This is a genomic window from Oceanisphaera profunda (assembly GCF_002157895.1).
GTDB lineage: Bacteria > Pseudomonadota > Gammaproteobacteria > Enterobacterales > Aeromonadaceae > Oceanimonas > Oceanimonas profunda.
The window spans coordinates 633,731-654,599 of the sequence record NZ_CP021377.1 but is presented as its reverse complement, the minus strand read 5'-3'; the positions used below and the strand labels follow the sequence as shown (position 1 = coordinate 654,599).

General features: G+C 51.1%; 19 protein-coding genes and 11 tRNA genes. 29 read left to right on the top strand and 1 reads right to left on the bottom strand.

Annotated elements, in window-relative coordinates; translation table 11 throughout:
* Positions 1-187 precede the first annotated feature (187 nt).
* From CBP31_RS02925 to nadA, 26 genes are all read left to right on the top strand, one after another.
* Positions 188-1,612: an MATE family efflux transporter gene (locus CBP31_RS02925; RefSeq protein WP_227875115.1), complete on the top strand. Its 1,425-nt coding sequence runs from the start codon at positions 188-190 to the stop codon at positions 1,610-1,612.
* A gap of 752 nt (positions 1,613-2,364) precedes the next feature.
* The gene (gene aspS / locus CBP31_RS02920; protein ID WP_087034791.1) at positions 2,365-4,185 is read left to right on the top strand and encodes an aspartate--tRNA ligase; all 1,821 of its coding nucleotides are present in this window, start codon (positions 2,365-2,367) and stop codon (positions 4,183-4,185) included.
* 2 nt (positions 4,186-4,187) lie between these two features.
* Positions 4,188-4,628 (top strand): dihydroneopterin triphosphate diphosphatase, encoded by a 441-nt coding sequence (nudB, locus tag CBP31_RS02915; protein ID WP_087034790.1) that lies wholly within the window; start codon positions 4,188-4,190, stop codon positions 4,626-4,628.
* A gap of 44 nt (positions 4,629-4,672) precedes the next feature.
* The gene (locus tag CBP31_RS02910; protein WP_087034789.1) at positions 4,673-5,413 is read left to right on the top strand and encodes a YebC/PmpR family DNA-binding transcriptional regulator; all 741 of its coding nucleotides are present in this window, start codon (positions 4,673-4,675) and stop codon (positions 5,411-5,413) included.
* A 141-nt stretch (positions 5,414-5,554) separates the two neighbouring features.
* A complete protein-coding gene (gene ruvC, locus CBP31_RS02905; RefSeq protein ID WP_087034788.1) occupies positions 5,555-6,076 on the top strand; it encodes a crossover junction endodeoxyribonuclease RuvC in 522 nt (173 codons plus the stop codon).
* A 264-nt stretch (positions 6,077-6,340) separates the two neighbouring features.
* On the top strand, positions 6,341-6,946 hold the full coding sequence (ruvA, locus tag CBP31_RS02900) for a Holliday junction branch migration protein RuvA (protein ID WP_087034787.1): 606 nt from the start codon (positions 6,341-6,343) through the stop codon (positions 6,944-6,946).
* Between the two features lie 16 nt (positions 6,947-6,962).
* On the top strand, positions 6,963-8,018 hold the full coding sequence (ruvB, locus tag CBP31_RS02895) for a Holliday junction branch migration DNA helicase RuvB (RefSeq protein WP_087034786.1): 1,056 nt from the start codon (positions 6,963-6,965) through the stop codon (positions 8,016-8,018).
* Between the two features lie 494 nt (positions 8,019-8,512).
* Positions 8,513-8,923: a tol-pal system-associated acyl-CoA thioesterase gene (gene ybgC, locus CBP31_RS02890; protein ID WP_087038585.1), complete on the top strand. Its 411-nt coding sequence runs from the start codon at positions 8,513-8,515 to the stop codon at positions 8,921-8,923.
* Positions 8,913-9,593, top strand: coding sequence for a protein TolQ (gene tolQ, locus CBP31_RS02885; protein ID WP_087034785.1), 681 nt, complete (start codon positions 8,913-8,915; stop codon positions 9,591-9,593). The genes ybgC and tolQ overlap by 11 nt, the downstream gene beginning before the upstream one ends.
* The gene (gene tolR, locus CBP31_RS02880) at positions 9,593-10,018 is read left to right on the top strand and encodes a protein TolR (RefSeq protein WP_087034784.1); all 426 of its coding nucleotides are present in this window, start codon (positions 9,593-9,595) and stop codon (positions 10,016-10,018) included. The genes tolQ and tolR overlap by 1 nt, the downstream gene beginning before the upstream one ends.
* Positions 10,019-10,025: 7 nt before the next feature.
* A complete protein-coding gene (gene tolA / locus CBP31_RS02875) occupies positions 10,026-11,315 on the top strand; it encodes a cell envelope integrity protein TolA (RefSeq protein WP_087034783.1) in 1,290 nt (429 codons plus the stop codon).
* A gap of 2 nt (positions 11,316-11,317) precedes the next feature.
* Positions 11,318-12,631 (top strand): Tol-Pal system beta propeller repeat protein TolB, encoded by a 1,314-nt coding sequence (gene tolB, locus CBP31_RS02870; protein WP_227875113.1) that lies wholly within the window; start codon positions 11,318-11,320, stop codon positions 12,629-12,631.
* Between the two features lie 28 nt (positions 12,632-12,659).
* Positions 12,660-13,190: a peptidoglycan-associated lipoprotein Pal gene (pal, locus tag CBP31_RS02865; protein ID WP_087034782.1), complete on the top strand. Its 531-nt coding sequence runs from the start codon at positions 12,660-12,662 to the stop codon at positions 13,188-13,190.
* A 16-nt stretch (positions 13,191-13,206) separates the two neighbouring features.
* On the top strand, positions 13,207-14,004 hold the full coding sequence (gene ybgF, locus CBP31_RS02860) for a tol-pal system protein YbgF (RefSeq protein WP_087034781.1): 798 nt from the start codon (positions 13,207-13,209) through the stop codon (positions 14,002-14,004).
* Between the two features lie 196 nt (positions 14,005-14,200).
* Positions 14,201-14,276, top strand: a tRNA-Lys gene (locus CBP31_RS02855).
* 38 nt (positions 14,277-14,314) lie between these two features.
* Positions 14,315-14,390 (top strand) — tRNA-Val (locus CBP31_RS02850).
* 55 nt (positions 14,391-14,445) lie between these two features.
* A tRNA-Val gene (locus CBP31_RS02845) sits at positions 14,446-14,521 on the top strand.
* A gap of 55 nt (positions 14,522-14,576) precedes the next feature.
* A tRNA-Val gene (locus tag CBP31_RS02840) sits at positions 14,577-14,652 on the top strand.
* A gap of 49 nt (positions 14,653-14,701) precedes the next feature.
* Positions 14,702-14,777 (top strand) — tRNA-Lys (locus CBP31_RS02835).
* Positions 14,778-14,794: 17 nt separating this feature from the next.
* Positions 14,795-14,870: transfer RNA gene (locus tag CBP31_RS02830), tRNA-Val, on the top strand.
* Between the two features lie 48 nt (positions 14,871-14,918).
* Positions 14,919-14,994, top strand: a tRNA-Lys gene (locus tag CBP31_RS02825).
* 17 nt (positions 14,995-15,011) lie between these two features.
* Positions 15,012-15,087 (top strand) — tRNA-Val (locus CBP31_RS02820).
* A gap of 48 nt (positions 15,088-15,135) precedes the next feature.
* Positions 15,136-15,211: transfer RNA gene (locus CBP31_RS02815), tRNA-Lys, on the top strand.
* Positions 15,212-15,228: 17 nt separating this feature from the next.
* Positions 15,229-15,304: transfer RNA gene (locus CBP31_RS02810), tRNA-Val, on the top strand.
* Positions 15,305-15,353: 49 nt separating this feature from the next.
* Positions 15,354-15,429: transfer RNA gene (locus CBP31_RS02805), tRNA-Lys, on the top strand.
* 300 nt (positions 15,430-15,729) lie between these two features.
* Positions 15,730-16,791, top strand: coding sequence for a quinolinate synthase NadA (nadA, locus tag CBP31_RS02800; RefSeq protein ID WP_087034780.1), 1,062 nt, complete (start codon positions 15,730-15,732; stop codon positions 16,789-16,791).
* A 185-nt stretch (positions 16,792-16,976) separates the two neighbouring features.
* Here nadA and rdgC read toward each other — a convergent pair whose 3' ends face one another.
* The gene (rdgC, locus tag CBP31_RS02795; RefSeq protein ID WP_087034779.1) at positions 16,977-17,885 is read right to left on the bottom strand and encodes a recombination-associated protein RdgC; all 909 of its coding nucleotides are present in this window, start codon (positions 17,883-17,885) and stop codon (positions 16,977-16,979) included.
* A gap of 182 nt (positions 17,886-18,067) precedes the next feature.
* On the opposite strand from rdgC, the gene CBP31_RS02790 reads away from it, so the two are divergent.
* From CBP31_RS02790 to phoR, 3 genes are all read left to right on the top strand, one after another.
* Positions 18,068-18,535: a GNAT family N-acetyltransferase gene (locus CBP31_RS02790; protein ID WP_087034778.1), complete on the top strand. Its 468-nt coding sequence runs from the start codon at positions 18,068-18,070 to the stop codon at positions 18,533-18,535.
* Positions 18,536-18,756: 221 nt separating this feature from the next.
* Positions 18,757-19,446, top strand: a complete 690-nt coding sequence (phoB, locus tag CBP31_RS02785) for a phosphate regulon transcriptional regulator PhoB (RefSeq protein WP_087034777.1) — start codon at positions 18,757-18,759, stop codon at positions 19,444-19,446.
* Between the two features lie 6 nt (positions 19,447-19,452).
* Positions 19,453-20,766, top strand: coding sequence for a phosphate regulon sensor histidine kinase PhoR (phoR, locus tag CBP31_RS02780; RefSeq protein ID WP_087034776.1), 1,314 nt, complete (start codon positions 19,453-19,455; stop codon positions 20,764-20,766).
* The last annotated feature ends 103 nt before the right edge of the window (positions 20,767-20,869 follow it).

The following is a 20,869-nucleotide window of genomic DNA, read 5'->3' as shown; positions in this document are numbered from 1 at the left end:
CTTAGCTCTTACCATTAATAAATAAGCTCTGTTCACTTGTCCCCCGTGAACTGATTCCGTGCGTTGCTGTGCGTTACGTGGCAAAAATAAGGGACTGTCATTGGTTCATCCTTAGCTCGGCGCTTGGTGCTGGGCGCTCGGCGCTGTAACTCAAGAGCATCACATAAACACCCGATGAGTGCTATCATTGGCCGCCATTTTACAGCCTGCAGCAGCCTTGAATAACACCATGTCACCCAGTCAGCCCTCAGCCCCGTTATCACCCCCTAGTCAGCCTAAGCCCAAAAAATACTTAGCCGATCAATCACTGCCGCGTGCCTTATTTAGCATGACCTGGCCGATGCTGTTTGGCGTGGTGGCGTTAATGAGTTTTCAGCTGGCCGACAGTGTCTTTATCAGTATGTTAGGGCTGCAAGAACTGGCGGCCTTGGGCTTTACGCTGCCGATACAGCAAGTATTAATCGGCGTACAAATTGGCATTGGTATCGCCTCCACCGCACTTATTTCTCGTGCCATTGGTGCGGGAAAATCAGGGCGCGCCAAGCATATAGGCGGCTTGGTGGTGCTGACGGGTTGTTGTGTGACCTTGCTATTATGTGCCTTCATTTGGCTGCTGCGCATTCCGCTACTCACCGCCTTGGGTGCCAGTGCGGAGCTGCTGCCCTATACCGAAGGCTATTGGCTACCCTGGCTGGCCAGTGCTTGGTTGGGCGCTTTTTTATACTTTGCTAGCAGTGTTGCGCGGGCCAATGGCGATATGCGTTTACCGGGCTTAATGATGGTGGTTACTAGCATTCTTAATATCCTGCTGGATCCGCTGTTTATTTTTACCTTCGGCTGGGGCTTGCCCGGTGCCGCTTATGCCACCATTGTTGCCTGTACAGTGGGCTCGGCCATTATGTATTCCCGAATATTAAAGCGCCATTGGCTGGATTTTAAACCCAGTCAATTACCGCTAGCTCCGGCGCTGCGTGATATTTTTAACACCAGCGCCCCTGCCATGCTCAGCCAATTGATGCCTGGTTTGGCGGCGTTACTGGCCATTCGCTTAATCGCCGGCTTTGGGGGCTCGGCCATTGCGGCCTGGACGCTCGGCAGCCGCTTAGAATTGTTTTCCATTGTGATTGTGCTGGCGCTAACCATGGCGCTGCCGCCAATGGTGGGACGTTTACTGGGCTCCCAACAACTGGATCGCGTACATAACCTAGTACTGGTTGCAGTACGTTTTGTTATCGGTCTACAAATCCTTATCGCCTTATTTTGGCTGGCCAGCCGTGGGCTGATTGCCCCCGCACTGGCCCCCGACGCTGACACCGAGCGTTATTTACTGAGCTATATGTTGTGGGTGCCCATCAGTTATGCGGCACTGGGTGTGTGCATGCTAATGGTGTCAGTGTGTAACGCGCTGGGCATGCCGATGCGGGCGGTATGGATTTCCGTATTACGTTTGTTTGCCTGCTACTTGCCGGCGCTTTGGTTGGGCGCCACCTTAGCCGGCATGAGCGGCTTATATATAGGGGTATTACTGGGTAACGTGGCTGCAGGTTTAGTGTCGTGGCAGTTTTATCAGCGCGGCTTAGGGCATTTACAACAGCGCCAAGCTAAGAGATAAACCAACACCAAGACTGTTTGTGCAACGGAATCCACTGAAGGACACGGAAAAATAGTGATCAAATCTGAATAAACCCAGTAAAGGGTGAAGGGGAAGAGCTCAAGCAGCGCCAAGCGCTAAGCACTGTTCTTAGTCTTTATGCCGTCATCCTGAACTCGCTTCAGGATCTCGTTTTAGGTCTTAGTGACTAAAACCTATTGGCAACGCTTCTTTGTTACGAGAGTCGCGAAACCCACAGAAAAATAGAGAGCAGGTCTGAATAAATCCGGTTAAGAGTGAAGTGTAAAGGGTGATGAGGAAGAGCTGGCCGCGAACGCCAAGCGCCGAGCTCAACAAAGTGACTAAAGATTTCTCTGCCACGGAATCCACGGAAAAATAGTGATCAAATCTGAAAACGACTTATAAGATATTTAATGGTTAAGGTCTTACCCCTAAAGCTTTGGCCTTTTCCGAACTTATCTTTATTTTTCCGTGCGTTCCGCGTTCTTCCGTTGCAAAAACAGCTCTGGCTCTAGATTTTAGTGTTTGTCTTGAACCAATAGTTTAAAGCTGACAGCTCCCGAAAGATCAGTTTTATGTGTTTAATTCGTGACTAAGTGTCCCTCTTTAGCTGGGCGCTTGGCGCTGGTTGCTCGGCGCTACCCTTTATGATTTTACCAAGCTCGCTGCTTTCCCTTATACTAGCGCGCTATTCAATAACAAATTCATGCGGTGCGGCCAAATTTCGCACCACAACACAATAGGAAGACTCCATGCGCACTCATTATTGCGGGCAAGTTGACGCAGCTCTGGTCGGTCAGAGCGTGACTCTTAGCGGCTGGGTAAATCGTCGTCGTGACTTAGGCGGTTTGATTTTTATCGATATGCGTGACCGCGAAGGCTTGGTGCAGGTGTTTTTCGACCCAGATAAAGCCGAAGCTTACGACTTGGCGTCGACCTTGCGTGCCGAGTTTTGTATTCAAATGAAAGGCATAGTGCGTGCCCGCCCCGAGTCGCAAGTCAACAAAGACATGGCCACCGGTGCAGTAGAAATATTTGCCCATGAGCTGACCATCATCAATAAAGCCGAAGCCTTGCCGCTGGATTTTAACCAAAATAACTCAGAAGAGCAGCGTCTTAAATATCGCTACTTAGACTTACGCCGCCCTGAGCAGGCCATGTATTTAAAGACGCGAGCCAAGGTGACCAGCCGCGTGCGCCGCTTTATGGATGACCAAGGTTTCTTAGATATAGAAACCCCTATGTTGACCAAGGCTACTCCAGAAGGTGCGCGTGACTACTTAGTGCCAAGCCGAGTACACAAAGGCCACTTCTATGCGCTGCCTCAGTCGCCACAGCTGTTTAAACAGTTGCTGATGATGAGCGGCTTTGACCGTTACTACCAAATCGTAAAGTGCTTTCGTGATGAAGACTTGCGTGCCGACCGTCAGCCAGAATTTACCCAGATCGATGTTGAAACCTCTTTTATGAGCGCCGAGCAAGTGCGCGAAATTATGGAGCAGTTGGTCACCGAATTATGGAAAGATGTGATTGACGTGGACTTAGGCACCTTCCCCATCATGACCTATGCGGAAGCCATGCGTCGTTTTGGCTCCGATAAGCCAGACTTGCGTATTGCCACCGAATTAGTCGATATTGCCGACTTGGTAAAAGACGTGGACTTCCAAGTGTTCGCGGGGCCAGCCAACGATGCTAACGGCCGCGTAGCAGCTTTGCGCGTACCGGGTGGTGCGGCATTATCACGCAAGCAAATTGATGAATACGGCAAGTTTGTCGGTATCTACGGTGCTAAAGGCTTGGCGTGGATGAAAGTGAACGAAGCCGCCAAAGGCTTGGCAGGCGTACAGTCTCCGGTGGCTAAATTCTTAAATGAAGAGATAGTGACCGAGCTGCTGGCGCGCACTGGTGCGACGGACGGCGATGCTATCTTCTTTGGTGCCGACTCTGCCAAGGTAGTGAGCGATGCCATCGGTGCACTGCGCTTGAAGCTGGGCAAAGATTTAGACTTGTTTGAAGATGGCTGGCGCCCACTGTGGGTGGTGGATTTCCCGATGTTTGAACAAGAAGCCGGTGATGATCGTCTTTACGCCATGCATCACCCCTTTACTGCTGCCAAAGATTTAACCGCCGAACAGCTGCAAGCCGCGCCGTTAACTGCGCTGGCCAATGCCTATGATATGGTCATTAACGGCTACGAAGTGGGCGGTGGCTCGGTGCGTATTCACCACAGTGAGATGCAGCAAACTGTGTTCCGCTTATTGGGTATTAACGCCGACGAGCAGCAAGAGAAGTTTGGCTTCTTGCTGGAAGCATTAAAGTACGGCACGCCGCCGCATGCGGGTTTGGCCTTTGGTCTGGATCGCTTAGTGATGTTGTTAACCGGCACCGACAATATTCGCGATGTGATTGCCTTCCCGAAAACCACCACCGCCTCTTGCTTGTTGACCGATGCGCCTAGCTTGGCTAATCCCGATTCGTTATTAGAGTTGGCGATCCGCACCGAGATACCCGTCAAAGCACCTAAGAATGAGCAAGCGGACAAGGCTGAGAAAACCGAACAGGCTGGCAACTAAGCATGGCTTATAAGCACCCAGAGTCGGTATTGGTGTTGATCCACACCGACACCCAAGTGTTGCTGTTGCAACGCTTGGATAATCCGGACTTTTGGCAATCGGTGACCGGCAGCTTGGATGTGGGTGAAACCCGCTGGCAAGCAGCTGAGCGAGAATTGCTGGAAGAAACCGGTTTACAACTGGGTGCGGGCGCCGAGCTAATTGAAACGGGGCGTCGAGTGCGCTTTGAGATTTATCCCCGCTGGCGGCACAGATACCGCCCGGGTGTGACTCATAATTGGGAATACGAATTTTACTTTCGTCTGTCGAAGACTGCAGAGGCGGCACTCACTGAGCATCAAGCTCAGTGCTGGTTGCCTTTTGCCGAGGCCCGTGAACAAGCCAGTTCATGGACCAATAAATTAGCCATCGACAGGCTGATCCAAGCTCAGAATAACTCTTAGTTAAGAATAACTTTTAGTTCTGAATAAAAAGGGAGAGAACACTGATGGCAGGTCATAGCAAATGGTCCAATATCAAGCACCGCAAGGCGGCAAAAGATGCCCAGCGCGGTAAAATCTTCACCAAATTAATTCGCGAATTAACTACAGCGGCCCGTGAGGGCGGCTCAGACATCGCCACTAACCCACGCTTACGCGCGGCGGTGGACAAGGCGCTGTCTAATAATATGACCCGGGATACGGTAGACCGTGCCGTTAAACGTGGTGCCGGTGAGTTGGATGGTGCCGCATTAGAAACCGTGATTTATGAAGGCTACGGCCCTGCAGGCACGGCGGTGATGGTGGAATGCATGACCGACAACCGTAACCGTACGGTAGCAGAAGTGCGCCACGCATTTTCTAAAAATGGCGGCAACTTAGGTACCGACGGTTCAGTGGCCTATTTGTTTGAGAAAAAAGGCGTGATCAGCTATCAAGGTCTCGATGAAGAAACCGTGATGGATGCAGCCCTTGAAGCCGGTGCCGATGATGTAGAAGTGCATGACGATGGCTCCATTGATGTGTACACCCAGTGGGAAGAGTTTGGCCAAGTGAAAGACGCGCTGGATACAGCAGGGCTGGAAGCGGTTAACGCAGAAGTGACCATGATCCCCTCTACCAGTGCCGAGCTTGATGAAGATACGGCGCCGAAATTTATGAAGCTGATTGACATGCTAGAAGACGCGGATGACGTACAAGAGGTGTATCACAACGCCGACATCTCCGACGAACTGGCGGCATTGCTCTAAGCCTAGGGCTTGAAGCCTCAAGCTAGAAGCCGGAAATGTTAAGCGGAGAGCCTAAGCTGGAACATCTCTAGTGTTGGCTCTCTCTTTTCATTGCTGGTTTTTAGCTTCTAGCTGACAGCTTACGGCTTACAGCTGTTACTCATGGCCATTATATTGGGCATAGACCCAGGCTCGCGCATTACCGGCTACGGCGTGGTTCGCCAAGTGGGTAATAAGATGACTTACCTTGGTTCGGGCTGCATTCGCATGACCGACACCGAGCTGGCACCCCGCTTAAAAAAGATTTACGACGGCGTCAGCGAAATTATCCTACAGTTTCAACCGGACTTATTTGCCATCGAGCAGGTGTTTATGGCAAAAAACCCTGACTCAGCACTTAAGTTAGGCCAAGCCCGTGGTGCAGCCATAGTCGCCGCCGCCAATGCGGGATTAGCCGTGGCCGAATATTCGGCGCGGCAAATTAAGCAGGCGGTCGTAGGGCAGGGGGGCGCCGATAAAGCCCAAGTGCAGCATATGGTAGTGCGGTTATTAAACCTACCCGGCACGCCCCAAGAAGATGCCGCCGATGGCTTGGCGGTGGCGCTGTGTCACGGCCACACTTACCAAAGTTTGATCAGCATGGCCGGCCAAGTACGCGGCACAGTGCGCGGCAGGATGCGTTAACGACAGCGCCGAGCGCCCGGCGCCTAGCACCCAGCTAAACAGAGAAGGGTGTTTGTGGTTAAGCCGTCATCCTGACGAAAGTCAGGGTCTCGCTTTTAATAATATAAAACCGAGATACGGTCGAGTTCAGGAAGACGGCAAAGAGCGGAGTCTTTCTTTAGCTAGGCACTTGATGCCGAGCGCTCGGCGCTGTTTTTGTATTACTGGATATTCATCCAGTAATTTATTATTCTTATGCCCTTGCGTGGGTGTTAGGAGACGGGTGTGATTGGTCGGTTAAAAGGGATTATCAGTGAAAAACAGGCGCCGGAGATCTTATTAGAGATCAATGGCGTGGGTTATGAAGTGACGTTACCCATGAGCTGTTTTTATGACTTGCCCAATGTGGGTGAGCCCGCCACTGTGCTTACGCATTTTGTGGTGCGTGAAGATGCACAGTTATTGTTTGGCTTTAATACCAAAACCGAACGCGCCTTGTTTCGTGAACTGATTAAAACCAACGGTGTAGGCCCTAAGCTGGCGCTGGGCATTATGTCTGGCATGACGGCAGAGCAATTTATTTATCATATTGATCAAGGTGATATTAAAGCCTTGGTGAAATTGCCGGGCGTGGGTAAGAAAACCGCTGAGCGTTTGATTGTGGAAATGCGTGACCGACTGAAAAACTTCGGTGGCTACGATCTGTTTAATCCCGCTCCCGATGCAGTAACGCAAGCCGGCCACATTGATGGTGCCAAGAATGAAGCCATTGCCGCGCTGCAAGCGCTGGGTTATAAGCCTGCCGCCGCTGAAGCCATGATCACCAAAGTCGCCAAGCCCGGCCTTGACGTTGAGCAGCTGATCCGCGAAGCCTTGCGTTCTCAGGCATAACTACTCAGGTATAAGCATGATTGAAGCAGACCGTTTTATTGATCCCGCACCGGTACCTCATGAAGAGGAAGTGATCGATCGCGCGATTCGCCCGCGATCACTGGCGGAATATCGCGGCCAAGATCATGTGCGCAGCCAAATGGAGATCTTTATCGAAGCGGCGCGCCGCCGTGAAGAGGCGCTGGATCACCTGTTGATTTTCGGGCCACCCGGCTTAGGTAAAACCACCTTGGCCAATATCGTGGCGTTAGAGATGGGCGTGAGCATTAAGACGACGTCTGGCCCTGTGCTGGAAAAAGCCGGTGACTTGGCGGCCATGCTAACCAATCTTGAAGCGGGCGACGTGCTGTTTATCGATGAAATTCACCGCTTAAGCCCAGTGGTGGAAGAAATCTTGTATCCGGCGATGGAAGATTATCAGCTGGATATCATGATAGGCGAGGGCCCAGCCGCACGCTCCATTAAGCTGGAATTGCCGCCATTTACGCTGGTGGGCGCCACTACCCGTGCCGGTTCTTTAACTTCGCCGCTGCGGGATCGCTTTGGCATAGTACAACGGCTGGAGTTTTATCAAGTAGCGGACTTGGCGCACATCGTTAGCCGTAGCGCCAATAAATTAGGTTTGGTGATTGATGACGAGGGCGCCTATGAAATGGCCCGTCGTGCTCGTGGTACGCCGCGTATCGCTAACCGTTTGTTACGCCGAGTGCGTGACTTTGCCGAAGTAAAAGGCAGTGGCGAGATTAACGCCGATATCGCCGCCCAGGCGCTAGACATGCTGGATGTAGACAAGCAAGGCTTTGACTACATGGACCGCAAGCTGTTGATGGCACTGTTAGATAAATTTATGGGCGGGCCTGTGGGGCTAGATAACCTCGCGGCTGCTATTGGCGAAGAAAAAGAAACCATAGAAGATGTGATAGAGCCGTTTTTGATCCAACAAGGTTTCTTACAACGCACCCCCCGCGGCCGCATGGCCACGCCGCGCGCCTACCTACACTTCGGTTTCGAGCTACCCGAAGGGCGCTTGGCTGAAGCGGTAAGAAGTAAGGCACCGCTTGTTCAAAGATAATTAAACACAAAACTTTCTTGGCCACGCTGCTTTGTCACGAGAGGCACCTTGGTCGTCATCCTGAACTTGTTTCAGGATCTCGTTTTTATGCGTTAAAGATATAAACAGAGATCCTGATTTTCATCAGGAAGACGGCTAAGAAATAGCGTCTGCACTAACATCTAGCGTAATGCGAGAGCAAGCGTTCGCCTACAAATGTCAGAAGGCTTGGCCTTAGCCATTTAATTTTCTATTTTATCCCATCTTAATTTTTCCGTGTTCTTCCGTGCCTCTCGTTACAAAACAGCGTGGCAAAAAATCTTTCGTTCTTGGCCTTGCTTGGCGACGGGGCCTCAGCGCTGCTCCTTCTTTTGCCGAGAATTGTCGCCGCGGTCGGCCATTGTCTTCTCTCAGAAATTTCTCTCAGGTATAGTGTTGGCATGTTTTTTGGCCCTCTGTTACTGCATTAACCAATGGGTTGCACAGTTGGGCTAAACAAATGGGCTGAACCAATGATGTCTACTGCAGTCTTTACTTGGCCGGTACGGATCTACTACGAAGATACCGACGCCGGTGGTATTGTTTACAACGCTAATTATTTGAAATATATGGAAAGAGCGCGCACCGAGTGGTTGCGCAGTCTGGATGTAGAACAAGATACCTTGCTTGAACAAGGCGTGGCCTTCGTGGTGCGTAAGGTGGAGCTGGATATGTTGAAGCCCGCTCGCTTTAATGATGCATTAACAGTCACCGTGACGGTGAAAAAGCTGAAACGTGCGTCTATTGTGTTTGAGCAAGAAATTCTGGATGATGCGGGCCTTTCTCTGGTGCGGGGAACCGTGCTGATTGCATGTGTTCAAATAGCTCATATGAAACCCTTTGCCATTCCTGAGCCGCTGATGGGAGTAATATCAGGTGCATGCTGAAATATCGTTTATAGGTCTTTTTTTACAGGCCAGCTTACTGGTTAAATTTGTCATGCTGCTGCTGCTGGGCATGTCGGTGTTGTCGTGGGCGATGATTTTTAATCGCCGTAAAATACTGACTACCGCACAAAATGACTCCACCAGCTTTGAGGATAAATTTTGGTCAGGCTCTGATTTAAGCCGCCTTTATCATGAGAGCAATGCGCGGCGCGATAATTTAGCGGGCATGGAGCAAATATTTTACGCGGGCTTTAAAGAATTTATTCGTCTGCAAAAGCAAGGCCGTTCTCAAGAAAGCCTGCTCGATGGTACTTATCGCACTATGCGCGTGGCGCTTTCTCGGGAAGTGGACCGTCTAGAAACGAACCTTTCTATGTTGGCGACCATTGGCTCGATCAGCCCTTATATCGGCCTGTTTGGTACTGTGTGGGGCATCATGAACGCCTTTATCGCCTTGGCAGAAGTGAAACAAGCCACGCTGTCGATGGTGGCACCGGGTATTGCGGAAGCTTTGATAGCCACCGCATTGGGCTTGTTTGCCGCCATTCCAGCCGTTATCGCCTATAACCGTTTTAGTTATCAGGTAGAGCGCCAAGAGAACCACCTGGCCAACTTTATGGACGAATTTTCGACCATTTTGAACCGCCAAGTGGCGGCAGGTAAAGCCTAATGCAAGGCTACAAGCGCAGACGACGCAAGAGCGTGGCCGAAATCAACGTGGTGCCCTATATCGATGTGATGTTGGTATTGCTGATCATCTTTATGGCGACCGCCCCCGTGATCACCCAAGGCGTAAACGTGGATTTGCCTCAAGCGGAAGCGGAAATGATGCCCGAAGACAGCGATAAGCCGATTGTGGCGTCCGTGGATGCGGCCGGCGTTTATTATCTGGATATTGGTGACAGTGAGAGCCACATCATGGACTTGCTGACTTTGTCAGAGGCGGTGATGAGCCAGCTGCAGGTGACACCTAAATCACCGGTAGTGGTGCAAGGTGACGCTCAAGTGCCCTACGACGCCGTAATCAAGTTGATGGCCACGCTAAAAGCGGCCGGTGTGCCGAGCGTGGGCCTGATGACGCAGCCGGAGTCTTAAGGTTGTGATGACGGAGCAAGACGGAGTTAAACGATCAATCATCATCTCACTGGGCCTGCATCTGGTGGTGGGCGTGGTGTTGCTGGTCGGCATGGATTTTCAAGCGCCTAAGCGGCCGTCACAGCCGGCTTCTATTATTGAAGCCACCATGATTGATAGTGGCATGATGGCTCAGCAGGCTAAGCAGTTAGATGCGATGCGTGCCGAACGTGCACAAGCGCAAGCTGCTGAAGAATCGCAAGCGGCGGCCGCGGCTGTAGCAGAGGCAAAAGCCGCCCAACAAGCGGCGGAGCAGGCACAGACTCAAGCTGCAGCGCAAACCGCAGCCCAAGAAAAAGCCGTGGCGACCGCACAAGCAGCGGCCAAGGCAGAGCAACAAAAAGTGGCCGAACAACAAGCTGCGGCGCAACAGAAACAAGCTGCACAAGCGAAGGCTGCCGCCGATGCCAAAGCCGCCGCTGATGCAAAAGCAGCAGCGGCCACTCAAGCCGCGGAAGCCAAAGCCATCAGTGATGCTAAGGCATTAGCCGCTAAGAAACTGGCTGATGAAAAAGCAGTCGCGGATGCACAAGCTAAGAAGCAGGCTGACGCTAAAGCACAAGAGGCTAAAAAAGCGGCGGACGCCAAAGCGGCTGCAGATGCAGAAGCCAAAAAAGTGGCCGATGCCAAAGCACAAGAGGCCAAAAAAGCCGCTGACGCTAAGGCCGCAGCAGACGCTAAAGCACAAGAGGTAAAGAAGGCCGCCGAGGCTAAAGCCGCCGCTGATGCTAAAGCGGTAGAAGCCAAGAAAGCCGCCGACGCTAAAGCCGTTGCTGATGCAAAAGCGGCTGAAGTGAAGAAGGTCGCCGACGCCAAAGCCGCAGAAGCGAAGAAGGTTGCTGATGCCAAAGCTGCTGCTGATGCTAAGGCTGCTAAAGCCGCAGCCGATGCCAAAGCGGCAGCCAGTAGCCAAGCATTAAAAGATTTGGAAGCTATGATGGGCGATGACGCAGGCAAGAGCAGTGCGCCGGCCGCTCCGTCCCAAGGCGAGATTGATCAGGCCAGAGCTATGATACAACAAGCGGTTGAACGCCACTTTCAAGTAAGTTCAACCATGCAAGGTAAGCAGTGCGTGGTGAATGTGCGTTTGGCCAACGATGGCTTAGTGCTTCAGGTAGGCGATGGCAGTGGCGATAACGCCGTGTGCCAAGCGGGTATAGTGGCGATCCGCAAGGCCAGCCCGTTGCCGATGCCAAAAAACCCGGAACTAATTAAACAGATACAAAACCTGAATCTAACTCTGAAACCGAGGATCTAGTGATGACGAAACGATGGATGTGGTTATGGTTACCGCTGTTATTTTCAACGGCACTTGTGTTAACAACACAAGCAAACGCGGCCTTTGAAATTGAGATCACCGGTGGCACAGACAGTGCGCGTCCCGTGGCCGTGGTGCCGTTTAAATGGACCGGCAGTGGCGCTATGCCGCAAGATGTGGCGGACGTGATTGCCAGTGATTTTCGTAACAGCGGCATGTTTCGCCCACTGGATCGCAATCGTTTACCCCAGCAAGTATCGAGTGCCAGTGAATTAGACCCTAATCTGTGGCGCCAACAGCAAGTAGATGCGGTGATGGTGGGCTCTATCGAACCTGCAGGTAATAATCAGTATCGTATTAGCTTTGAGCTGGCCGATGTATTGGATCAAAGTGGTGCTAAGTTGCTAGAAAGCCGTACCGCTACCGTACCGGCAGCGCAGTTGCGTCAATACGCACACCGCATGGCAGACATTGCTTTTGAAAAGCTGACCGGCATTAAAGGCGCGTTTTTAACCCGTATTGCCTATGTAAACGTACATCACGGTGCGGAATTTCCTTATCAGCTGAAAATTGCCGATTATGATGGCTTTAATGAGCAGTTATTACTGCGCTCACGCGAGCCCTTAATGTCGCCAGCTTGGTCGCCGGATGGCCGTAAGCTTGCTTACGTATCGTTTGAGAACAAGAAAGCCGAGATTGTAGTACAAGACATCTATAGCCAGCAGCGCCAAGTGGTGAGCTCACAGCAGGGCATTAACGGCGCGCCGCAGTTTTCACCAGACGGTAGCAAATTGGCGTTAGTGTTATCCCGTGATGGTCAACCAGAAGTGTATGTGCTGAATTTAGGTAACAAGCAATATACGCGTATTACCAATAACCGCAGTATAGACACAGAGCCCACTTGGGCGGCGGATGGTCAGTCCATCTACTTTGTGTCTGAGCGGGGTGGTAAGCCACAAGTTTATCAGGCGAATGTGAACTCCGGCGAAGCGCGCCGCGTCACCTTCCAAGGTGATACTAATTTAGGTCCTCGTGTAACGGGTGATGGCAAAAGCTTAGTGCTGGTCAGCCGTGCACAAGGAAAATACCGCATTGCTCGTCAAGAGCTGGATGGAGGTCAGTTGCAGGTGTTAACCGAAACACAACTCGACGAATCCCCAAGCCCGGCTCCTAACGGCACTATGATTATCTATAGTACGACATACCAGGGCCGTCAGGTGCTGTCTTTGGTGTCTATGGATGGTCGCTTTAAGGCCAGGCTTCCCGCACGAAGTGGTGATGTTCGTGCACCAGCATGGTCACCGTACCTTAACTAATCGAATAAAAAACCAAAGGAATTAAAAAATGCAAATGAAGAAATTGCTGCAGAGTCTGGCCATAGCACTGCCGATGTTGACCTTAGCTGCTTGTAGCTCAACCAGTGACTCAGATGCCCTGGGCGGCGCTGACGACAGCTACCAGACTGGTGGCGGCGTACAAACTGGCGGCATGCAAAATGGCGGCGCTATGTCAGCTGAAGAGCAGATGCGTCAGCAATACGAAGCCCTGCGTCGTGAAAACGTTATCTACTTTGAGTTTGACCAAGACGAAGTGAGCGGCCATTATGCACAAGTGTTAGAAGCGCATGCTAATTACCTGCGTTCTAACTCTTCTGTTAGTATTTTGGTGGAAGGTCATGCGGATGAGCGTGGCACGCCAGAGTACAACATTGCCCTTGGCGAGCGTCGCGCGAAAGCAGTGACCAGCTACCTGCAGAGCTTGGGTGTAAGTGGTGCTCAGTTGGCTATCGTTAGCTACGGCGAAGAAAAGCCAGTTGATGCCTCACACACTGACTCTGCGTTCTCTAAGAACCGTCGTGCGGTTCTGGTTTATTAAGGTTTAGATTGATTTTATGACCTATAAATTAGCGGCCATAGTTATGGCCGCTGTTTTATCCACCGCTTGTTTGGCGCAAGCGCCAGTAAGCAGTGTGGGTGGCAGCGGCTCGGTAGACGATAGATTGGCAGAGTTAGAGCGCGGTTTTAATGCCCGTAGCCAATCACAAATTACCCAACAAAATCAGTTGAACTCATTGCAGCGCGAAGTTAGCGAGCTGCGAGGAACACTGGAAGAACAAAGTTATCGTCTTGAACAGGTTATCGAGCGGCAAAAAGATATTTTGTTGCAGTTACAAGATATCGCACAGCCTCAAGCGGCGGCTACGCCACCCGCGCCCGCTTCTAATGAGCCTGACCCCAAGGCTGCCAGTAACAAAGCTGAACCTGCTGCAAGCACGAGCAACACCGCCAGCACTAACAGTACGACTACGGCCCACGGTAATGAGCAAGCGGCCTACGACAATGCGGTGAACTTGGTGTTGCAGGATAAAGACTATGCGGCGGCTATTCCTGCCTTTGCGCGCTTTATCACCCAATACCCAGAGTCTGGCTATGTGCCTAATGCGCATTACTGGCTGGGGCAGCTGTTGTACACGCAAAAGCGCTTCGACCAAGCTAAGGCGCAATTTGCACGGGTGGTCGAGGCGTATCCTCAATCTACCAAGCGTGCTGAGTCGTTATTAAAATTAGGCCAGATCGCGAAAGAGCAAAATAATAATTCTCAAGCGCGTGTCTACCTAGAGCAAGTGTTAAATGAATATGGCAGCAGCAGTTCAGCGGGTTTGGCGCAACAAGCGTTAGATAGCTTGTAAAAGCAGCATTTAGCTTTGTTGAATACCGAGAGTGCTCACTCCTTAACCAAACAACATTAAATGACGATTTAGCTGTTGCACCGAAAAATAAAATCCGTATTATAGGCCGCCGTTGGCAGGGGAGCTTTAGCGCCTTGATTGCGGACGAGAAAAAGCAAAATTAAATAGTAAGTCAGAGTAAATAAAGAGCACGTTTGGGGCATTAGCTCAGTTGGTAGAGCAGTTGACTTTTAATCAATTGGTCGCAGGTTCGAATCCCGCATGCCCCACCAGATTTGTGTTTAGTAGTAAGAGTTAACAGTACGTCCCAGGGTGATTAGCTCAGCTGGGAGAGCACCTCCCTTACAAGGAGGGGGTCACTGGTTCGAGCCCAGTATCACCCACCAAATTATGAAGGTTATGGTTTGTTGGTTTAGCCAAGAAACGGTAACAGAAAGCCCAGGGTGATTAGCTCAGCTGGGAGAGCACCTCCCTTACAAGGAGGGGGTCACTGGTTCGAGCCCAGTATCACCCACCAAATTATGAAAATTATGGTTTGTTGCTTTAGCCAAGAAACGGTAACAGTAAGCCCAGGGTGATTAGCTCAGCTGGGAGAGCACCTCCCTTACAAGGAGGGGGTCACTGGTTCGAGCCCAGTATCACCCACCAATTTTAATGATAAGTGCCGTATGGCAGTTATCAGTACTACCGATTTATCGGGGCATTAGCTCAGTTGGTAGAGCAGTTGACTTTTAATCAATTGGTCGCAGGTTCGAATCCCGCATGCCCCACCAGATTTAAGAAGGTCCCAGGGTGATTAGCTCAGCTGGGAGAGCACCTCCCTTACAAGGAGGGGGTCACTGGTTCGAGCCCAGTATCACCCACCAATTTAACGATAAGTGCCGTATGGCAGTTATCAGTACTACCGATTTATCGGGGCATTAGCTCAGTTGGTAGAGCAGTTGACTTTTAATCAATTGGTCGCAGGTTCGAATCCCGCATGCCCCACCAGATTTAAGAAGGTCCCAGGGTGATTAGCTCAGCTGGGAGAGCACCTCCCTTACAAGGAGGGGGTCACTGGTTCGAGCCCAGTATCACCCACCAATTTAACGATAAGTGCCGTATGGCAGTTATCAGTACTACCGATTTATCGGGGCATTAGCTCAGTTGGTAGAGCAGTTGACTTTTAATCAATTGGTCGCAGGTTCGAATCCCGCATGCCCCACCAGATTTAAGAACGTCCCAGGGTGATTAGCTCAGCTGGGAGAGCACCTCCCTTACAAGGAGGGGGTCACTGGTTCGAGCCCAGTATCACCCACCAATTTTAACGATAAGTGCCGCATGGCAGTTATGAGTACTACCGATTTATCGGGGCATTAGCTCAGTTGGTAGAGCAGTTGACTTTTAATCAATTGGTCGCAGGTTCGAATCCCGCATGCCCCACCATCTTCGTTTAGTTAGATATCCTCAATTTCTACCTACCTTCGTTTATACCCAAGCCGCGCTGCGGATTTTTTCGATTCTGCATTTTAATTATGCGAATAGTGAATAGCGAGGTGTGAAGGGGGAGGGGAACAAACTAACCCTCAACGCTAATTGGCTATGATGTGCCGTCTTTGTTCTTGTCGGCCTCTTACTCCTTACGCTTCACCCCTCACCATTTTCGAGCTTAGATTTGGGTTACTCCGCCAGTAGCGTTATAATGTCAGCCCTTGACGTAATCCGGATGGAACACGGTAACCTGTTATGACTGAAGCTGTTGATATTTACGAATTTGACTATCCATTTCCCGCCAAGCCGGCTGCGCTGACGGTTGATCGGCAGCGGGAACTGACAGAAGAAATTAAAGGACTACTCACGGCGCGTAATGCGGTGCTAGTGGCGCACTACTATACGGATCCTATTATTCAAGCGCTGGCCGAAGAGACCGGTGGCTGCGTGTCCGACTCGCTAGAAATGGCACGTTTTGGTAAAGAGCATCAAGCCAAGACGCTGATTGTGGCGGGGGTGCGCTTTATGGGCGAAACCTCAAAAATTCTAAGCCCAGAAAAAACCGTATTAATGCCAACTCTTAAAGCCGAGTGCTCACTGGACTTAGGCTGCCCTGCGGATGAATTTACCGAGTTTTGTGATAATCACCCAGACCATACGGTCGTGGTGTACGCCAATACCTCGGCGGCAGTGAAAGCCCGCGCCGATTGGGTGGTAACGTCTAGTATCGCGTTGGAAATTGTTGAACACTTGGATAGCGAAGGCCACAAGATCATCTGGGCACCAGATCGCCACTTAGGCGCTTATATCGAAAAAGAAACCGGCACCAAGATGCTGCGCTGGCAAGCGGCGTGCATCGTACACGATGAGTTTCGCGCTCAGGCCCTAAAAGAGCTGAAAGCACAAAACCCCGATGCAGCAGTGTTAGTGCACCCGGAATCTCCGGCTGCGGTGATTGCTTTGGCCGATGCGGTGGGCTCCACCAGTCAGTTGATTAAGGCGGCACAAACGTTGCCCAACAAGAAACTGATTGTGGCCACCGACCAAGGCATTTTTTATAAGATGCAACAAGCCTGCCCGGACAAAGAGCTGGTCGCCGCTCCTACCGGCGGCAACGGCGCTACCTGCCGCAGCTGTGCTAGTTGCCCGTGGATGGCCATGAACGGCTTAGAATCCATTCGTGACGCGCTACGGGACGGCGGTGCCACCCATGAGATACAAGTGGATGAAGCCACGCGCATTAAAGCCATGATCCCACTGGAGCGGATGCTCAACTTCGCCGCCGAGCTAAAAATGAAAGTGCAGGGTAATGCTTAACTGACAGTGAAGGGTGAATCGTGAAGGGTGAGGAGTAAAAAATAAAACACTTCGCCTGAAAGTTTGGCGCTTTTCTCCTCACACATTACGCTTTTCGTCTTACACAAAAAACGGCACCGAGATGACTCTCGGTGCCGTTTTTTGTTTTAGCTAGGCGCTTGGTGCAGGGCGCTCGGCGCTAAGTATTACCGATTCTCTTCGCCGCCTAAAGCTTCGATAAGATCGGGGATGAAATTGGACAGCTCGCCGGTCACTAAGGCAAAGTCCGCGTCAAAACGGGCGGCCACGTCTTCATTAGTGACGTCGTCGTTTTGCTCGCGCAGCTCTTCAGAGAACTTTAAGCGCTTTATGCTCATGTCATCAGAGAGAATAAAGCTAATGGTCTCGGCCCAGTTTAGCGCCAACTTGGTGACCAGTTTATCCGCTTCTAGATGCACTTTAATTTCTTCACTAAGCAAGTCGTGTTGCTTGGCGCGAATAATACCGCCGTGTTCCAGCGCTGAGCGCAGCTCTACTTCGTCTTCTAAGGCAAAACCTGCTGGTGCAGCACCTTCTTTGAGCCATTCAGTGAGCGTGAGCTCAGGCGGCGTGGTCATGGCCAGCGGCACCACTGGCAGTGAGCCTATGGTTTTGCGTAATAAGGCCAATAAGTCTTCAGCACGCTTTGCAGAGCTGGCATCCACGGCAATAAAGCCATCTTTAGGATTGATCCAGGCAAAGGTTTGCTGAAAACGGCTAAAGGCGCGGGGCAGCAGGTCGACGATGATCTCTTCTTTGAGCGCGTCTTTTTCTTTTTTCTTCAGCGCGCGGCCTTGCTCAATCTCAATGGCTTCGGCTTTTTCTGCCACCATGTCATTGATCACAGAGCCGGGGAGCATTTTGTCTTCTTTTTTCGCACACAACAAAATCTGCTCACCAGCCACGTGAGTCATGGCCTGGCCGTGTTTACCTAAGGGCGAAACCCAACCAAATTTAGACTGTTCTTGGCTGCCACAAGGCGTAAAGGGCAGGGCTTCGAGCTGCTTTTCCAGATCTTCTAATGACACATCAAACGGGCGGGTAAAACGATAAATCTGCAGGTTCTTAAACCACATAGCATCCTCGATAGCGAGCCTCAAAAAACGCATTGTACTGCAAACTGGCTTTGTGATCAGGCTGTCATTATCGAGGTCGGCTTACTGATCTGGCTCACAGTGCCTAATTAAAGAGCAATTGGCTTGGTTAAAGCTCTATACACTCAGTTAGACACACTTAAATTTTCGCCGGAGAGCAGCTAATGATACGAGCCGCCAAGGCCATTGATGAGGAAGCCATTCAAGAAGTTTGGCTACTCGCCTCTTTGCAAGCCCATGATTTTATTCCCGCCGCCTTTTGGTGGCAGCAGCAAGCTGCCATGCGCGCCCGCTATTTTCCTGCTGCCGAGATCTGGGTGTGTGAGCGAGCACAAGAAGTACAGGGGTTTGTGGCCTTGATCGATGATTATTTGGCGGCGCTGTTTGTGCGTCCAGATTGTCAGCAACAAGGTATAGGGCGGGCGCTGCTCGACTTTGCTAAGCAACAACGCACTCAGCTGTCAGTAACGTTGTATTGTGAAAATGACATAGCGGTGAATTTTTATTTAAACCAAGGCTTTACCGTGCTCAAAGAAGGGACAGACGCGGCTAGCGGCCAGCCAGAGCTGTATTTGCAGTACCGGCAGGCCACCGATGACAGGGCATCCATTTCACTGTGCCAACATACTTAATGGGTCCCATAGGTAGTGTAGACATAAGCTGTGCAGCGGCTAAAGGTGCCACGCCAAACTGCTGGTTAACTCATATTTCGCTCATCGATCCCACCTAATAATCTGGCTCGGTCATGAATGCCTAACCGGCAAGTCATTGATAAAAGGTAATCAATTCATAAAACTGTCACACTTACTGCTAATAATGGTCACACAGAGTCAAGGCCCGTAAGGACAGTGAGATGACACGGAACATACTGGTGGTAGAAGATGAGGTCGCCATTCGCGACATGTTGTGTTTAATGCTCGAACAAAAAGGCTTTAGCCCCACGGCTGCGGCGGACTATCAGCAAGCAGTCAATCTGCTCAAAGAACCTTACCCCGAACTGATTTTACTGGATTGGATGCTGCCTGGTGGCAGCGGTATTCAGTTTATTAAGCAATTAAAGCAAAATGAGCTCACTCGCCAAATTCCGGTGATCATGCTCACCGCCCGTGCCGAAGAAGAAGACAAGATCAGAGGCTTAGATGTGGGCGCCGACGATTACATTACTAAACCTTTTTCCATCAAAGAGCTGACCTCGCGCTTAAATGCAGTGCTGCGTCGCGTCACCCCTATGGCGGCAGATGAGTTGGTAGAGGTGCAAGGCCTAAAGCTTGATCCTATTACCCACAGAGTCAGTGCCCATGAACAGGCGCTAGAACTGGGGCCCACTGAGTTTCGCTTATTACACTTTTTTATGACCCATCCCGAGCGCGTGTATAGCCGCGAGCAACTGCTGAATAATGTATGGGGCACCAATGTGTATGTGGAAGACAGAACCGTGGATGTGCACATTCGCCGTTTGCGCAAAGCGATATCGCCCGGAGGGCACGATCAAATGATCCAAACCGTGCGCGGTGCCGGTTACCGCTTTTCAACACGTCTTTAGACGAACATGCAATTATCAGCATCTAACCCAGGTTGGTGGTGGCGGCTACTGCTTTATTACGGCGGTTTCGCGCTGCTGGGGCTGGCATTTTCAGAGATCACGCTCGGGCTATTGGGTGCCACAGTCGTGCATTTATTGTGGCACTCGCGGTTTCAACGCAAGCTCGCTATTTGGTTATGGCGGGATCGCAGTTTGATCCCGCCGCAAGGGCAGGGCAGTTGGGAGACGATTTTTAATGGCTTATATCGCTTACAGCTGCGCCAACGTGCGCGACGCCGAGAGCTGGCACGTTTGATTCGCCGTTTTCGCCAAGGTGCCGAGGCGCTGCCGGACGCGGCTGTGGTGATAGGTCAAGATGGCGGTATTATTTGGTGTAATAAGTTAGCCCAACAGCTGTTGGGCTTTCGGTGGCCCGATGATGCGAGCCAGCATATTGGTAACTTGATCCGTACTCCGCTGTTTATTGCTTATCTGGAGCGCGGCGAGTTTCACGATCCATTAGAGCTACCCTCACCACTGCGTGAACAAACGCTGCTGGAGTTTCGCATCATGAGCTATGTGGAAGATCAGCTATTGCTAGTGGTGCGAGACGTCACACGTTTGCGCAGTTTGGAGCAAGTGCGCAAAACCTTTGTGGCTAACGTTTCCCACGAATTGCGCACTCCCTTAACCGTACTCAAAGGCTACATGGAAATATTAGAAGAGCCGCCAGAGCCCGCTATGTGGCAAAAAACGCGCTTGGTGATGCTGGATCAAACCTTGCGTATGGAAGCGCTGGTTAAGCAATTGATGACCCTAAATCGCATTGAGGCTGCAAACTCAGTGGCCAGTGACCAAGTAGTGGAGCTGCCGGCCATATTGGCGATGCTAAAACTGGAAGCGCAGGCGCTCAGTGGCGAAAAAGGCCATGAATTTTGTTTTGAGATTGATAAGCAACTTTTGGTATTGGGCGATCAAGAGCAATTACGCAGTACTGTTTCTAACTTGGTGTATAACGCCATTCGCCACACTGCTGGCAATACGCGCATTGTGGTGGAATGGCGCCGCGAAGGGCTGCAGGCGCGCTTTTCGGTCACAGACTCAGGTGCGGGGATTGCGTTTGAGCACCTTAATCGACTCACAGAGCGCTTTTATCGGGTTGATAAGGCGCGCAGTCGCCATACGGGTGGCTCAGGGTTGGGCTTGGCCATAGTGAAGCATGCACTGGCCCACCATGACTCACGATTAGAGATCAGCAGCCAGTTAGGCAAAGGCAGCTGCTTTAGTTTTACCTTGCCTGAGCACAGAGTACTTGAAAAAAAGCTTAAAGCTGAGAGTTAGAAGCGGGAAAGACCGAGCCTACAGGGTGTGCCGTGGTTTTAACTTCGGGCTTCTAATTTATAGCTTCCCGCTTTCTTTGTTCTTCATCGTATTTGTCACAGCT

Bases quoted from the DNA above. Each gene is read 5' to 3' on its own strand.
- rdgC (WP_087034779.1), bottom strand. From the start codon at position 17,885: ATGTGGTTTAAGAACCTGCAGATTTATCGTTTTACCCGCCCGTTTGAT.
- phoR (WP_087034776.1), top strand. From the start codon at position 19,453: ATGCAATTATCAGCATCTAACCCAGGTTGGTGGTGGCGGCTACTGCTT.
- CBP31_RS02790 (WP_087034778.1), top strand. From the start codon at position 18,068: ATGATACGAGCCGCCAAGGCCATTGATGAGGAAGCCATTCAAGAAGTT.
- nadA (WP_087034780.1), top strand. From the start codon at position 15,730: ATGACTGAAGCTGTTGATATTTACGAATTTGACTATCCATTTCCCGCC.
- tolB (WP_227875113.1), top strand. From the start codon at position 11,318: ATGACGAAACGATGGATGTGGTTATGGTTACCGCTGTTATTTTCAACG.
- ybgF (WP_087034781.1), top strand. From the start codon at position 13,207: ATGACCTATAAATTAGCGGCCATAGTTATGGCCGCTGTTTTATCCACC.
- aspS (WP_087034791.1), top strand. From the start codon at position 2,365: ATGCGCACTCATTATTGCGGGCAAGTTGACGCAGCTCTGGTCGGTCAG.
- tolA (WP_087034783.1), top strand. From the start codon at position 10,026: ATGACGGAGCAAGACGGAGTTAAACGATCAATCATCATCTCACTGGGC.
- CBP31_RS02910 (WP_087034789.1), top strand. From the start codon at position 4,673: ATGGCAGGTCATAGCAAATGGTCCAATATCAAGCACCGCAAGGCGGCA.
- ruvB (WP_087034786.1), top strand. From the start codon at position 6,963: ATGATTGAAGCAGACCGTTTTATTGATCCCGCACCGGTACCTCATGAA.
- ruvC (WP_087034788.1), top strand. From the start codon at position 5,555: ATGGCCATTATATTGGGCATAGACCCAGGCTCGCGCATTACCGGCTAC.
- pal (WP_087034782.1), top strand. From the start codon at position 12,660: ATGCAAATGAAGAAATTGCTGCAGAGTCTGGCCATAGCACTGCCGATG.
- phoB (WP_087034777.1), top strand. From the start codon at position 18,757: ATGACACGGAACATACTGGTGGTAGAAGATGAGGTCGCCATTCGCGAC.
- ybgC (WP_087038585.1), top strand. From the start codon at position 8,513: ATGTCTACTGCAGTCTTTACTTGGCCGGTACGGATCTACTACGAAGAT.
- nudB (WP_087034790.1), top strand. From the start codon at position 4,188: ATGGCTTATAAGCACCCAGAGTCGGTATTGGTGTTGATCCACACCGAC.
- tolR (WP_087034784.1), top strand. From the start codon at position 9,593: ATGCAAGGCTACAAGCGCAGACGACGCAAGAGCGTGGCCGAAATCAAC.